This is a genomic window from Bacillus sp. FJAT-22090 (assembly GCF_007676755.1).
GTDB lineage: Bacteria > Bacillota > Bacilli > Bacillales_A > Planococcaceae > Psychrobacillus.
In genome coordinates this window covers 243812-258054 of sequence record NZ_VEBK01000002.1, presented here as the reverse complement: position 1 = coordinate 258054, position 14243 = coordinate 243812, and the positions used below count along the sequence as shown (strand labels likewise).

Genomic DNA, 14243 nt, shown 5'->3' with positions numbered 1-14243 from the left:
CTATTCAGCTAGGTATACGAATTCATATTCTAAATCAAGTTGGAAATCTCCAGTCAGTTCTAAGGTATTTTCTCCGTTACTCTCGTCATCTATAATCATTTCTAGCCAAGTACCATTGTGATTTCCATACCTATATACATTTAAATACTGCAAGGAAGAGACAATCTCCTCATTTTCAAAATCTATATAAATCTCCTCATCTAGCTGAATATCAGTTAGTTTAAAAGTTTGATTACTAGTGATATTTTTAATTTCAATATCGCCTTTTGAAACGGTTTTCTTAATTCTAGCTCTAGGTTTTATTGTCAAGTCGCCCTCATTATAAAAATGATATATTCCTACTGATGACTGGATTGTAACTTCGTCAATAGGCGAATAAGAGAAGGGGGAGTTGCATCTAACATTTAATTCGATATATCCGTCTTTGCAGCCATTGTGTATTAGAGATGAGCTACCTTCGATGATGGCATAGTAAATATGCTCGGGATTGGTATCGAACCATAATGGCTTATAATAATCTTGAAAAAGCCATCTTGAAATCTGTCTTAAATTGTCTCTGTCACGCCACTCTTCAATAAAAAAAGTCAAAGAAAAAGAGAGTGGATCAGTTTCCACTCCCTGAAAATATCTCTTGTCTTTTCCTCTAATACTTGTTTCTAATAACCTCCTAGTTGGGAGAAAGTTTTCTTGGAAAAGTCCTCCGTTTGGAGAGGCAATTACTACTCCCATATCCTCTGAGGATCTATTGTTAAATGTAAAATGCAATGCCTCGCGCAATTTTACCATCCTCCTTTAAAGCGATTCATTTTCTCTTCAAGTCGCTTACCAAAATCATCTACTTCTTTTTCATTTGCATACATTTTGTCTACGTAGAAGTGGATTGGCGTGCTACTAATGTTGTTTGAGTTACTCGCAAGTTGTGGTTGCTTAATAGGTTGCATTCTAATTGGATTAATCAAGCGATTTAAGTTAGCGAACAAGTCAGCCATCTTCAGAGCTTCTTTGGTCATGCCTTTATTCAATACAAACTCTTCAGGATGAAGCATTGACCAACCTTGTTGATTGCCTGTAAATCCGCCTTTTTCAAACTTGGCATACTTAATATACCCTGGCATATCAGTAATCCACATACCACCACCAACATCATACTGTTTACCAAAGCTGTTGGCTCTTGTCTCTTCACCGTAAACAGGATACTTTTCACCTGGCTTTAGAATACGTTCGAATTTCATTTCGTCGCTGCCCCGTTGTCGTTTCCATAGATTAATTGGTTTTACTATCTCAATTGTTCCATTTCCTTTTTGACCTCCTGCTGATGGAGTAGTAGGGGAGGCTGGCTTAGATGGAGTGGTATTAGTTTTATCAGATTCAAATTGGTTGCCAAGAGAAGGGGAGGAAGCTGTGTTTTTACCAAGCTGACTCATCAAGTCTATCGCTTCTTTTAGATTATCAATCATATTCTGACGAATACTTGTCCCAACTGCTTGCATAGTACCATCTAATGTATTTTCTAAGTCAGGCATTGTTTCCTTGAAATAATCTAATATTTCACCAAACTCTGCTTTGATTGCATCAGTATTGCCTGCGACTATATCTTCTCTTAGTTTTGCAAATTTACGCTCGTCGTTGAGCAAATTGTTATAGTATTGCTCCCAATCTTCTTTTTGCTTATCAATCAATTCTTTTTCATGCTCGTATCGCTCATCTTCTAAATCTTGACGATTTTTCACTTCTTCTTCTTTTTTGTCTAATAAATCGTTCAGATTCTCTTTTCGGAGTTCAATCTCTCTATCATGACGTTTCTCTGCAATTTGCTCTTCAGTGGCATTCAATTTTTCCGTAAGATTAGCGGTTTCTTTGCGTGCTTCAAAACTGTCATCTAGCGATAAAAGGTTTATTTTATCTAATATCTCTAAACGCTCTTTTTCAAGCGTATCAATCTCTTTGTTGTAATCACGTTCAGATTCTTCTTTATCAAGCATGTCTAATTTTGCTTGTATTATTTTCTTGTATGCTTCTAACTCTTTTGATAGATTGTCAGATACTTGCTTATGACGTTTCTCTTCAGCTTTCATTTCTGCATCAAGAGTCTTCATATGTGCATTTTTGCGCTCTTCTGTGTAATTTTTGTAAGAGTCGATTAGCTTGTCTGCGACTTCATTTGCCATTCTTTCATTTGCTTCTTTGAGTGATTCAGTTGAGGACTTGATACCATTGCCTAGACTGTAATAAGCGATGGTTAAATCTTCAATTTTCTCTTTTAAGTCTTTAGTCGCTTGAACACCAAGTTTCTTAGTTGCTAAGTCGTTTTTATGCTCATCAATTTGGGTACGTATCATACGTTGCTGTTTCTGCATAGTTGCAATTTGATCTTTAGCCGCTTTATTATATTCTTCGCTACCCTCTGTTAAAGAGTTCATATATTCGCCTGTTAAGTCAACCAAATATTGCAAATCGTCTTGTGACTCATCAAAGGCTGCCATACGAGAAGTAATTTTTTCAAAGTTTGCATCCTCAATTGCTGTACCAAGTTGTAACATTTCAGTTTTTAACGCTTTAACTTTTTCTTTCATTTCGTTCATAGCTAAAGCAGACAACTTACCATTTGCGATTAAATCTTCTAGATATTTTATTTCTTTTTGATTCGCAGATTGCTGACCATTCATTGCAGTGATTTGTTTATCTATGGATGCTCGATACTCTTTGCCTGTTTTAGAGATAGCTTCTTGCTTAGCCGATTCATAGTCAAGAGTGTGCTGATATAGTTTGCGAGTGTTGTCAAATTCTGAGATTTGAGAATTGATGATTTCTAATTCTAACTTTGCAATTGTTTCTTGGGATTGAAGAATGCTACTTTGTAATCCTAGTAGGTCAGACTTTGCTTGGTCGATTGCTTGTTGAGCTTGTGCAACTTCCTTGGAGGCATTAGAAGTATCTGTTGTAGTAGTTGTTCCAGAACCGCCACTGTAGGAAGCATAGTTAGCAGAGACTTTTTTAACATAATTCTGAGTCTCTTTAAAAGGAGGAATGCCACCATATTTTCTAACATTTCCGGGACCCGCATTGTAAGCAGCTAAAGCTTTTTCAAGATTTCCACCAAATGCTTTGAGTTGGTCAGCAATGTACTTTGTTCCACCCATAATATTCTGAGCTGCATTAAATGAATCTTTAACTCCTAGTCCACTCGCAGTACCTGGCATTAACTGCATTAAACCTCTAGCACCAGCAGATGATACTGCTTTTGCGTTGAAGCCTGATTCTTGTTTGATAATAGCAGCGATTAAATTAGGGTCAACTCCATACTTAGAAGCTGCTGAATTGATTTCAGATGAATATTTACCACTGTATGATTTAGACCCAGTAGATGAAGTAGTGGTTGAACCAGATGAAGTTGTGACTATTCCAGTTTGATTAATCTTACCTGATTTGATTTGTTTCTCGATAGAGGCAGCTTGATCTTGCATAAGTTTCGTTTTTTGCTTCTCTAAATTTATTTCTTGTTGTAGAGAGTCACGATACTGCTTACTAAAATCAGTCATACCTGAACGGAGTTTTTGCTGTTTCTCTTGTTCTAGGTTGACAGCTTCTAATGATTTTTTGTATTGGTCAGTAACGTAGATTGAGTTTTCGGTTGCTTTAGTGGAATCTTTTGTGGATTTAGTTGATTTGTCAGTTGATTTGTTATAGGCTTCTTGATACCCTGTAGAGCTTTTTAGAATTCCTGTAGAAGTGTTTAGCTCTGCGATATAGCCATCTAGCTCTGCGGCTTTTGTCTTGTATGGAGTTTTATTCATTTCGAAATTTCTAGCTTTTAAAGCTTTAATATACGCTTCTTCTGCATCCATATCACCACTGATATCTTTACTTGAATCAGCCAATCTCTGTGCTTCTGCCATATAAGAGTTAAAAAGAGTAAGCATTGCTTCCAATTCTTTTTTGATATTATCGATTCTAGCTTTAGTTCCTAGAGCAGAACTTAAAGTCATATCTTCTTCTGCTTTAAGTTTTCCTTCTTTAGATAGCTTGACTGAATTTAATAAAATCTCCTGAGCTTCTTTTTCTTTTTTGATGCTATCAATACGTAGCAATCCAAATTTAGAGAGTTCTGGATATAAGGCTTTTAGTTTTTCTTCAGCATCTTTTAACAGAAAAGTTTGGTTTGCTGTTAAATTGGTTTGAGTTGATAGTGCCTCATACATATAAATTAAATCATCTACTGCATTAATCTGATTCTGAGAAACACCAACCATTTGCTCTTCAACCGAATTTTTTTCTCGAAGCTTATCAACATATTCAGCAACTTTATCACCTGCATCTTCAAAAGCCCCGCCTTGTTCGTCTAACATAGCTGTAGCGTTTCTAGCTGCATCTATGGATACACCGTTAGCATCAGCATAGTCTCTTACAGCTTGTTCGCTTAGAATCACTTTATCAATATAAGACTGTATAGATTTCTCTGCATTCTTAAATTCCTCAGAATTCTCGCTAATTGCATTTCCTTTTGAATCTTTCATATTAGAAGTTAAAGCTTCTTTTAATACGTCGGCATATTCTAATAACTCGGCTTTTTGGGACTTAAACTCTTCTGAGGTTGAACTAGTAAACCTTTTTATATGATTGGAAGCTTCAGTTAATGTTTTTTGAAACGAGCCATCTCCGAATACATTCGCAATACTCTCTGCTTCAGTGCTTGATTCAGCCATAACTGAAAAGTCATTTAGCATATTCTTAGCTAATTCCTTGGTGACGTCTGAAATTGCTGTGCTTTCACTAATTACCGTTTCAGCAGATTCAATTGCCTTTTGAGCTACGTAAAATTGAGCAGTATCGGCTTCAGCAATAAATCTTTCATAAGTGTTCATTTCTTTTTGTAAGGTGTCTGCAATCTTGCTCATTTTTGCAGAAATTCCTTTTTGACCCTGTTCTGCATAGTAGACTCTTTGTTCTTCAAAGTGTTTAATTGCGGCTTCCATATCCTGAAGATTCTTTATCCCACCTTCTGGATTGTAAGCATACATGTCAGCACCCATAAAGCTGCCGTTTGCTTTTTCATTGAAATATTTAAGTTGGGTTTCAGCCTTTGACGATTTATCTTTTGCAAGTCTTTCATTTTCTCTTAATAGCTCTTCGTCCGCAGCTTCTTGTTGTATTTTTTGAAGCCTTTCTTGTACCTCTATCTGTTTTTCTAGCATTCCAATTTTACTATTAATATTAGTACTAGTGTCAATTATCTTATTTCCATAAGAGTCTTCATAACGTACAAGATTGGGCATTAATTCTGCAATTTGGTTTTGAACGTCATAATATCTTTTCTGTGTCTCAGTAGAAGGTTCAGATTTGTTCATCGCACCTTCTAGTTTGGCATACTCGACTGTAAGGTCTTGTATGGTCTGTCTGTTAGCCGTATAAGAATCTACAAGTTGTCGGTTAGATTGAGCTATTTCTTCTTGTAGTTCTCTTTGTTTGGTCATGTGACCCAATAAACCTTCAATGACAACTCCAACACCTACTAAAGCCAATCCGACTCCTGTTGAAGCTAATAAGCCTTTAAATGCCACACTTAATCCTCTCACAGCACCAGAAGCAAGGCTTGAAGCCGTTGCAGATGCAGTTGCTGCGCCTCTAAATCCTAATAGAGAAGTGACAGAGGTTCCAACTGCGCCTGATAATGTCCTAAAGCGACTAGATAGTAAAAATACTGCAACTCCTGTAGTTCCCAGCAAGGCTGGTAAGACACCAAATTTATCTACAAATTTAGTGATTGTCCCTAAAAAGTCTCCAAATAATTCAATACCAGTAATCATGGACTCGGTTAGAAAAGCATCCCCCATCGCAAGAGCTAGCTTCTCAACTTCAACCCTAGCAAGATTGATTCTAGCTTGAAGAGATTTCATAAACTTTTCATTTTCTCTCTCTGCTGATCCTGCCGAGTTGACTGATGAATCATAAATTTTACGATACATTGAATCAACTGAACCTAAATCGTTGAGTAATACCTGAAGTCTTGTTTGGTGATACGTGCCTCCTAAGCCTTTAACAACTGCTACTTGCTCAGCTTCGGAAATTCCTTTCATCTTCTCTGCTACTTCTGTATAAACATCAATTACATTACGAAGTCTTCCGTCGTCTGTTTCCAAGGCAACGCCTAATGAGTCGAGAGTGTCTCTACCTACTCCGACTAATCTAGGTAAAACTGCTTTTACAAAGTTCCTTGATACCCTCGGTTTCCCGATATTTAGATAGGGGAGTAGACTATACCATTAGCTTGTGTCGTACAAGCTATGCGTTGGTAGTCGTTGAGAGCTTACCTTATTCTAAATAGAACTTAGGTCTATCTCTGCTGATTGTCCAATCCTTTATATTTTTAGATATCATATAAATTTCTAAATATGATTACTAATAAAGGCTCTAAGGAGTTTCCAGCATATTCCGCATTATTCAATACACATCACTGTGTAAGGGGGCTAATTTAACCCACTTCGTTCCCTGATTGACGAGTCGCGGCTGTTACTGTTCCGATGATTCCATTTAACTCGTTAAAATCTAATCCCATGGCTCTCGCTGTACTTGCTGCGCGAGCATTTCCTTGACTAAGCTTTTCTACAGTGGTTGCATAATTGTTAGAAATTTCATTGAAACTGTCAATTATTTCCATTGCATCCTTCGCATCCATCTTCCACTGTATGAGACTGGCAGTTAAATATTCACTAGCTTTTTGTACAGTAATTTCTCCGACGTTTGCTGCGACAAGTCCAGCATCAGTTAAAATACCTAATTCGTTTCCAGAAAAACCCTGTCTAGCGAACTCTGCCATGGCATCAAGACTGGCGGAGATAGACTGTCCAAACTTCTCCGCACTAGCAGCTCCTCTATCAAACACCTCTTCTATATTCACATCGTCTGATAAAACTTTAGCTAAGTTGGTCATTTTTGTATCTATATCAACAATTATTGAACCAAATTCTCTTGCACTTCTGATTACACCATAGAAAAGCGTACTACTAGCCATCCATATGGGAAATTTTTCCATTGCAACTTTAAAACTATCGATTAAACCAATATTGCTTCTAGTAGCTTCAGTGGCATTGGTTTTCATTTCTTTTAATGCTGATTGATTTTGCTTTAAAGAAGTACTAAAACTTTTTGAATGTACGTCTAATGCCTTAGTGTCTTCTATTAGCTTTCTCGCCGCACCTGAATCAATATTTTTACTTTGTGATTTCATTGCTCTTTCTATATCTAAAACTAAATTTTTTCGTTTTATTTCATTTTCAATAATTTGTCTTTGTAAGGTTTCTTGTCTTTTTAGCTCGGCTTCTTGTTCCTTTTGAGCTTTCACTTGATCACGTACAGCTTGTTCAGCCTTTTTATTATTAGCAACAAAATGATCTAGTTGTGCATTTAAACCTTTAATACCGCCATGTTTATCAATGTTGGCAATGCTGCCAGTTAATTTTTCAAATTGTTCATTTGTTATTTTTCCTTCAGTTAGTAGCTTGTTCATATTTTTTACAAGCTCATTAACACTTTTAGCTGCTTTGGAATTTGCTGTGTCTAGTTCGGTTACCTGTTTTAGTTGCCAAGCATTACCACTTTTATCGCCATAGACCTGCCCAAATTCTAACATCTGCTTTTTGCCATCTTGTTGTATAGTAGCTATTACTTTCTGTGCTTCTTTAACTCCATCTTTAACATCAAATTTAACCTTAATATCGGGATTAAGACCTTTAAGAGCTTTTTCTACTTCTTTTACATTAGTGAATATTTCTTTTTTGAATACTTTTGAAAGGTCTGAGCTTAATTCGGCACTGGCTTTTTTACCAGCCTTCTCATATTCTTGTTGTATTTTATTTGCAGACTGTTTCGTTTCCTTATTTATTTTATCAACTGCTTGACTAAAATTAGAGGAGAGTTTACTAAAATCCATAGTAGTTAGCTTCTCTAAATTACTAATTACTTTTGGGTCTAGCTTAATGTCAACCTTTAACCCTTCTAACTTTCTGCCTAGCTCTGAAACTTGCGATTGCAAGTCAGTCTTATTGGAGGTGTCGATTCCCAATTTCACCAATAATTCTAGCGAGTTATTTGTGTTAGCCATCATTTCGCTCCTTTCTTAAATATTGCCAATAAAAAAGAAGCGTCTATTTAAAGACACTTCTTACAATTGGATGACTTATAGATTACTCGAAACTGCACTCTTAAATTAACCTATTTATATAGTTTGATGTTTAGTGTTTGCCCTCATAAAATATGGCAGTATTATATTGTCATTTATTTTTAATGTTTCATTTTCAAGTTTGTAGTTAAAGCTATTATAATCTTTTAATTTTCCATTTGCTTCTACATAATTTAATATTAATTCTTCGCAGATATCAATATTATTGTTTATATCATACTCCCATAAATACAGCACTTTTATATTATGATACTTATCCAAATACGTCTTTTTGGATTTATCCCTTTTTATATCTTTTTTCTGAATATCATGAAGAGAGTCGTAATTGTCATATTTCAAAGGTGAACCATGCCAATAGTCTCCCATTACCTCAATTGCAAGATTACTGTTTTCACTATAAAAATCTAGCACATAATATTTAAATTGAATTTCTTCTTTAAAAGGCACGTTTAATTTTTCTATCAATCTTCTTATTTTTATTTGAATAGATGTATTAGTCTGAGGAAACTCACCATTTGCTATTCTACTTGATGTAACAATACTCATTTGTTCTCTTTGTTCTAATGTTTTCTTTGAGCCGAACTGTGGATGTTTTTCTCCTATATAGTGCTTGGCTCTAAAATCGTAATAACATTCCTTTGAACAAAATATATTTTTTCTATTTTCAAGATAATATTCAGTTACTTTTGTTTCTGAGCCACAAGTATCACATTCTTTGATTATTCCTTGATAGTTATAAATCTTATCCCCGACTAAATTTTCTGATCGATAACTCGAATAACATTCTCTTGAGCAAAAATGCCATTTATTCTTTAAACTTACTGATTCATGAACTTTGTATGATTTTCCACATAAGTCACATTTAACTTCAATTTTTTCTTTTTTAGGATTGAGGTCGTTAGTTGCGTTTCTGTGTTTTGCCATACAACTCCTAGAACAATAATGTTCGCCATGTCCAGTAAATTCAGATGGTTTCTTTTGTATATTTTTATTACAACACTTGCAGTGCGTCAATATTCTATTTACTCTTTTCTGATGTATTGATTTTGCATCTTCTGATTCTTTTAGCCATTTACCATAACAAGACGTATTGCAAAAATGATTTCCATCTAAAGCTATATCGGTTCTTCTTTTTAGCTTCTCGTTATTGCACCAATCACATATAATTTTAACTTTTACATGAGACTTTTCCGATAAATGGCATACAGGTATTTTTATCACATCGCCCAACTTAGTGTAAATATAGCCGTGTGACTCCAATGTTTTTCTATTAGATCCATGCCATTTAATCTCAACCAACTGATTTTGTACTATCATCTAATTTCCTCCTCTCTATGATTCTCTTTCCTATTTTCATCTATGTCGTCCTCGATAAACATACCAGGCTGTCTAACCTCCCAGTCTATTACCTTCAATTTAATTTCGTCACCATTGCTCATTCTTAAATTGACTTCTATGTCCTCAATCAGAAGATTAGTATAGAAGTATGTATCATTGTTGAATATTGAAGCTATGTCTTTTCCTTCTATATCTTTCTCAAAAACTATCGTTATAGCACCCATTGCATTCACCTTAATCATTTCCATTCCTCCCAATATTGTAAGTTAGTTGTTATGTTTTTCCTTTGTTAAACTTATAATATCAGAAAGTTCTAGAACAATCTATAGTTTTCTAGAAAGTTATTAAAATAATTTTATTTTTATTATACACTAGTGTATAATGTATTATAATAGAAGAGTTGAAGGGGAGAGTTGAATGAGCAAACGTGAATCATTTGGGAGTACAATGGATGCAGAATTGCTATGCGAGCTAAGAGAGCTTTCTAGTCAGACTGGAATTCCCATTTCAAAACTAATTGATAGAGCTGTTAAATTACTTATTAATGATATGAATGAAGCTTCGATACCTAGAGACATGAATATAAGACAATAATAAAAACGACTCCTTTAAATAGACAGGGGTCGTTTCTTATTTATTTTTTATTTGCTAAATAAATCATATTTCTCTAGTGTATTTAACATTGCAGAATAAGATGTTTTTATTGTGTTTATATACTGTGAAGCATTTTTAGCGTGATAAGTGTCTCCTGTATTAACAAACTCTTTAACTTCTTTCAAATATAGTGATTCCGTATAGATAATGTCACTAAAATTGTCATTAATCTCAAAGTCTACTTTCGTACTAGGTATAATGTGAAAACTTTTATTAAAAATTTCATACTCACTTATAGCAGCTAAATAGTCATTTTTAAATGTTGCATCATCGAGTAGGGTGTAATCATTATTAGATTTTAACTGAAGCTCTGTTATTCTTGTTCCAAATTGTTCAAATTCATTAATGTATCTAAACACTTCTAAATAGACATCCTCTGAAACAGTTCCATTCTTTACGTTTTCAGGTTTTAAGCTTTCAATTTTATCTTCTGTTGATTGAGTATCTGAAGACGATGATTCGACAGCAGTATCAATATCAGCTTCACCAACTACTTCCTCGCAACCAACCAATAACACTCCAGCAATAAACAATAATCCAATCCACTTTAATCTCCCATTCATATCCATTCTCCTTTTAAGTTTATTGTGCATATTATATCATGATTTTAATTTCAGAATATTTGACTATCTCTGACTATCATAACACAGTATATGACAAACTCAAAAGGAAGTATACATAAAATTTTGAATTATTTTTAAATATTATTAATTGTTAAGAATTTTTCGTCGTTTGAATTATTGCGAAAGGGGAGGAAGTGGTTGAATAAAAGGACAGTTTCAAATGAGTATTAAATCACTCAAATGATACTCCGATTTAACAGAGTATCCAATCAATGATTTAACTTTTTCTTAATGAATTGTAATGACTTAGGCTATCTTGTAAATTTTTATCAGGATTGATTCCAACCATACGATAAGCGTTTGTAAACGAGCCAAAGCTTCTTTGAAAGTAGCTTCGACCTTTACACTTATTACTACAGTCAATTAACGTGTCACTAACGAATCCATTTTCATCATAAATTTCTTTTAGGCAAGCAAGTGCTTCTAGTTGTTCAAGATGTTTAACTGTTTCTTTGTCGTAGCCAAATTGCTCTTTAATTTCTTCCAGTCCATTTTTAAAAACCTTTTTGATAGAAGAGTAGCTATACAAATTATTTTCAGGAGTCATTTCTCTAGCCTCTGGAAAGTAGTGGTTTTTATCTACAAAAGAACCAATAGAAGAAAGTATGCTTTCCCTCGTGATTTTTCCTTTGTCGAAGCCACTTCCTTTAGTGAAGGAATATATATCAGCCTTTATGAGAGCTCCTTGTAAGCCGCCAAATCTATTTAAACACGCAGATGGATAATTGTTTTCTGAACTATCTAAATCTCTAATGGTAGGAACTCTTCCTTCCATATAATAGAATTCTTGTAGATAAGAGATTAATTCATCATCTGAGTATTTTTTAGTGTTCTCACTGATTCTTTCTCTGACCTCTTTGGAGTGAGTAAATGAGGTAGCATCTTGATTTGGAATCGTCTTATTGTAACCAAACAAAGAATCGTAGCTATTGTAATAGAGCACCCACTTATTCTCACAAGAATACAAATCACTAATGGAACAGTATTCAATGATTTCAAATATAAAACACTTAGCTCCATATCTGTTCCATGATTTTTGAAGATGGCTATTTGAATGATTATTTTTTAATAATTCGTTTTTGTGAGTAACTATTCTTTTAAAAATATCTCTACTTTGACCGATATAAACTTTTCCATTTTCAAGGTTTTCTATTTTATAGATACCAGCAAAATCATCTTCACTATACTCAAAGAAAGGACATTCTTGCAGCATTTTAAAAGATTTGGAATTTGTCCAACTGTTATTCATTGGCATTTTTATTCTTATCTTTCTGATCTTGTTTCTGTTTTCTAAGTTCAGCCAACTTCTCTCTCATTTCAGTCTTGCTCTGTGGTCTAATATAACTCTGTTTAGTGGTGTCCAAACTGTTGTGGTTTGCATATTCCGAAGCGAGAGAAAGGTCTCCAGTAGACTCGTATATCTGATTTAGGGTTGTTTTCCTAATGGAATGGCTTCTAAAATCATCGATACCTAAAATGTGTCCAATCTTCTTAACTCTGCTTTGAATTGTCCCCTTGGTCATTGGACGATATTCACCATTCATTTTAGTAATGAATAATGCATCTACTTCTAGATTGTCCATGTCCTTTCTTAATTCAAGCCACTCTTCAAGTAGTTGTTTTGTATCTTCTTCAAATACAACTTCAACCATTTTCCCACGTTTCTCTCGGATATCCTCAAATACCATGTTATCTAGGTCAAGAGAGGACAGTGTTAATTTAGAAATAGCACCTACTCGATTCGCTGAATCATACATAATACCCCAAATTAATCTATCTTGAATATCATACTTTTTGTCAGTTTTCAATTCTTCTGTAATGAAGGTAGTCTGTTCTTCATCCAAATAGTGGGATGCTATAATTTTTTCATCATTAGCACCTTTCATTCTGTCTAACTGCTTATCAAATGGATGTTTATCCACAAGCTTTCGTTTTAAGCTCCACACAAAAAAGCTAGAAACAGTGGAAAGCTTAGTGTTAATCACTTTTTTGTTATTGTAGAGTTTGTCTTGACAAAATCCAATGTAGCCCTCCATTATGTCTACTGCATTGTCTATAAACTCTTCACTATAGAGATGGATGTTTTCCCAGTCTTCCATTAAATAAACCATAAAATGATCCATGTAATTACGATATACTTTATATGTGGTCTCCTTAACATCTCTGTTCTTAATAATTTGACTTTGAAGATATTTATCATACGCACGCCTATTCTCAGGATTAATCATAGCTTTCTTTTCATTTGTGAAATACTTTACTCGTTTAATCTTGCTCAATCATTATTACCTCCTGTATATTCTAGCTGTTAATTACAATAATTTATTTATAATTGCTATTTACTTAACCTTGAATCCCTTGGCTAACAATCCACTTTTAAATGCGTTTATCAGTTCTTGAGGATTCTCACGTAAGCGTCTAGAAGCTTCACCAATGAAGTCTCTTGGCTCTGACCAAACACCATTCGGATTATTCCAGTCTGATTTTCTGCCTTCAACAATCGTATCTGTGATGAATTTGCCTTGCATCGAATCTTCACCTTCAGTTAAGTTCTCAAATGTGATGAATACACTTCCATCAGGCTTAATTCCAAAATCGCCTATACCGACATTACGTGGATCTGACAAGCCATCGTTATCCATTCGTCTTTCATATTGAGTAGGGGAGTAGGCTGCATAAACCACATCTATAACTGCTTGGCTCATGACTTCTGCGACTACACGTTCTACGTCAGCAGACCTAGAAAGGATCTGCATAGCGTTCTTTTGAAGATAGGCTTCTAGAGATGCTAAATCCTTAAACTTAGGCATTGTTCATTCCTTCTTCTAGCTTCTTCTTCATGAGTGGATGCTGAACACTCTCTAACGCTTTCTGACGTTCCTCTTTTTCCTTCTCAGTCATTTGATTAGCTAGTAATGCAAAGTTGCCCACACGTTCTAAAACTTTTGATACTTCTTCTGGCAAAAAAACATTCTCCATCAACTCGTGAAACAGTCCAATTGCTTCTATTTGATTAAACAGTCTTGATTTTTCTTCAAGGTTGCCAACTATCTCATTCTTAAGTTCTGTCATATGTTTAATTATTAAGAAGTAGATGTATTTAATAAATTTCATATCTCCGCTTACATCGCCTACATCTTTAAACGTATTCAGCCCATTTTCCTCAGCGTAAACAACATCCTCATAAGCTTCCTTTATTAGTTCTTGAATACGAGTCTCATCAAACACTTCGTAATATCTAATTACTTTATTTTCTTTCTCGTTTAAAATGTGAGTTTTATATGTGTTTACTTTTTTATATTGCTTCTGAATATCGGTTAATTTAATATTCTTTTGTCTAGGTTTTTTCGGTTGTGTCATTTTGAATCCTCCTTATTTTCATTTGCAATGCTAGGTGCAGCACTGCTATGTATTTTTTTTGAATATAAAAAGAAGTCGATTAAATAAAGCGATCG

Annotated in this window: 11 protein-coding genes; 1 reads left to right on the top strand and 10 read right to left on the bottom strand. The window is 34.5% G+C overall.

Translation table 11 applies throughout. The features are described from left to right. The 5 genes from FS486_RS04015 to FS486_RS03995 all read right to left on the bottom strand — a co-directional run bounded on the left by FS486_RS04015 (position 1) and on the right by FS486_RS03995 (position 9756). Positions 1-777 (bottom strand): phage tail domain-containing protein, encoded by a 777-nt coding sequence (locus FS486_RS04015; RefSeq protein WP_186321349.1) that lies wholly within the window; start codon positions 775-777, stop codon positions 1-3. Between the two features lie 2 nt (positions 778-779). Then, a complete protein-coding gene (locus FS486_RS20560; protein ID WP_144509990.1) occupies positions 780-6137 on the bottom strand; it encodes a transglycosylase SLT domain-containing protein in 5358 nt (1785 codons plus the stop codon). 332 nt (positions 6138-6469) lie between these two features. Beyond that, positions 6470-8098 carry a phage tail tape measure protein gene (locus FS486_RS04005; protein ID WP_186321348.1) on the bottom strand — a complete coding sequence of 543 codons (1629 nt, stop codon included), beginning with the start codon at positions 8096-8098 and terminating at the stop codon, positions 6470-6472. 114 nt (positions 8099-8212) lie between these two features. Next, the gene (locus FS486_RS04000) at positions 8213-9493 is read right to left on the bottom strand and encodes a PDDEXK family nuclease (protein WP_144509986.1); all 1281 of its coding nucleotides are present in this window, start codon (positions 9491-9493) and stop codon (positions 8213-8215) included. Continuing rightward, complete coding sequence (locus tag FS486_RS03995; RefSeq protein ID WP_144509985.1) at positions 9490-9756, bottom strand: hypothetical protein; 267 nt, start codon at positions 9754-9756, stop codon at positions 9490-9492. The genes FS486_RS04000 and FS486_RS03995 overlap by 4 nt, the downstream gene beginning before the upstream one ends. A gap of 175 nt (positions 9757-9931) precedes the next feature. Between FS486_RS03995 and FS486_RS03990 the strand changes: the two genes are divergently transcribed. Further along, on the top strand, positions 9932-10108 hold the full coding sequence (locus FS486_RS03990) for a ribbon-helix-helix domain-containing protein (RefSeq protein ID WP_144509983.1): 177 nt from the start codon (positions 9932-9934) through the stop codon (positions 10106-10108). A gap of 47 nt (positions 10109-10155) precedes the next feature. On the opposite strand, the gene FS486_RS03985 is transcribed toward FS486_RS03990, so the two are convergent. From FS486_RS03985 to FS486_RS03965, 5 genes are all read right to left on the bottom strand, one after another. Further along, positions 10156-10731, bottom strand: a complete 576-nt coding sequence (locus tag FS486_RS03985) for a hypothetical protein (protein WP_144509981.1) — start codon at positions 10729-10731, stop codon at positions 10156-10158. 277 nt (positions 10732-11008) lie between these two features. Then, positions 11009-12040 (bottom strand): homing endonuclease associated repeat-containing protein, encoded by a 1032-nt coding sequence (locus tag FS486_RS03980; protein ID WP_186321347.1) that lies wholly within the window; start codon positions 12038-12040, stop codon positions 11009-11011. After that, entirely contained in the window at positions 12033-13067 is a 1035-nt protein-coding gene (locus FS486_RS03975; RefSeq protein WP_260858009.1) for a tyrosine-type recombinase/integrase, read from the bottom strand. The genes FS486_RS03980 and FS486_RS03975 overlap by 8 nt, the downstream gene beginning before the upstream one ends. 60 nt (positions 13068-13127) lie before the next feature. Continuing rightward, on the bottom strand, positions 13128-13598 hold the full coding sequence (locus tag FS486_RS03970) for a hypothetical protein (protein WP_144509978.1): 471 nt from the start codon (positions 13596-13598) through the stop codon (positions 13128-13130). Further along, positions 13591-14148 carry a hypothetical protein gene (locus FS486_RS03965; RefSeq protein ID WP_144509976.1) on the bottom strand — a complete coding sequence of 186 codons (558 nt, stop codon included), beginning with the start codon at positions 14146-14148 and terminating at the stop codon, positions 13591-13593. Before FS486_RS03965 ends, FS486_RS03970 begins: the two co-directional genes overlap by 8 nt. Between the last annotated feature and the right edge of the window lie 95 nt (positions 14149-14243).

Bases quoted from the DNA above. Each gene is read 5' to 3' on its own strand.
- FS486_RS03985 (WP_144509981.1), bottom strand. From the start codon at position 10,731: ATGAATGGGAGATTAAAGTGGATTGGATTATTGTTTATTGCTGGAGTG.
- FS486_RS03970 (WP_144509978.1), bottom strand. From the start codon at position 13,598: ATGCCTAAGTTTAAGGATTTAGCATCTCTAGAAGCCTATCTTCAAAAG.
- FS486_RS03995 (WP_144509985.1), bottom strand. From the start codon at position 9,756: ATGATTAAGGTGAATGCAATGGGTGCTATAACGATAGTTTTTGAGAAA.
- FS486_RS03980 (WP_186321347.1), bottom strand. From the start codon at position 12,040: ATGAATAACAGTTGGACAAATTCCAAATCTTTTAAAATGCTGCAAGAA.
- FS486_RS04005 (WP_186321348.1), bottom strand. From the start codon at position 8,098: ATGGCTAACACAAATAACTCGCTAGAATTATTGGTGAAATTGGGAATC.
- FS486_RS03965 (WP_144509976.1), bottom strand. From the start codon at position 14,148: ATGACACAACCGAAAAAACCTAGACAAAAGAATATTAAATTAACCGAT.
- FS486_RS04000 (WP_144509986.1), bottom strand. From the start codon at position 9,493: ATGATAGTACAAAATCAGTTGGTTGAGATTAAATGGCATGGATCTAAT.
- FS486_RS03990 (WP_144509983.1), top strand. From the start codon at position 9,932: ATGAGCAAACGTGAATCATTTGGGAGTACAATGGATGCAGAATTGCTA.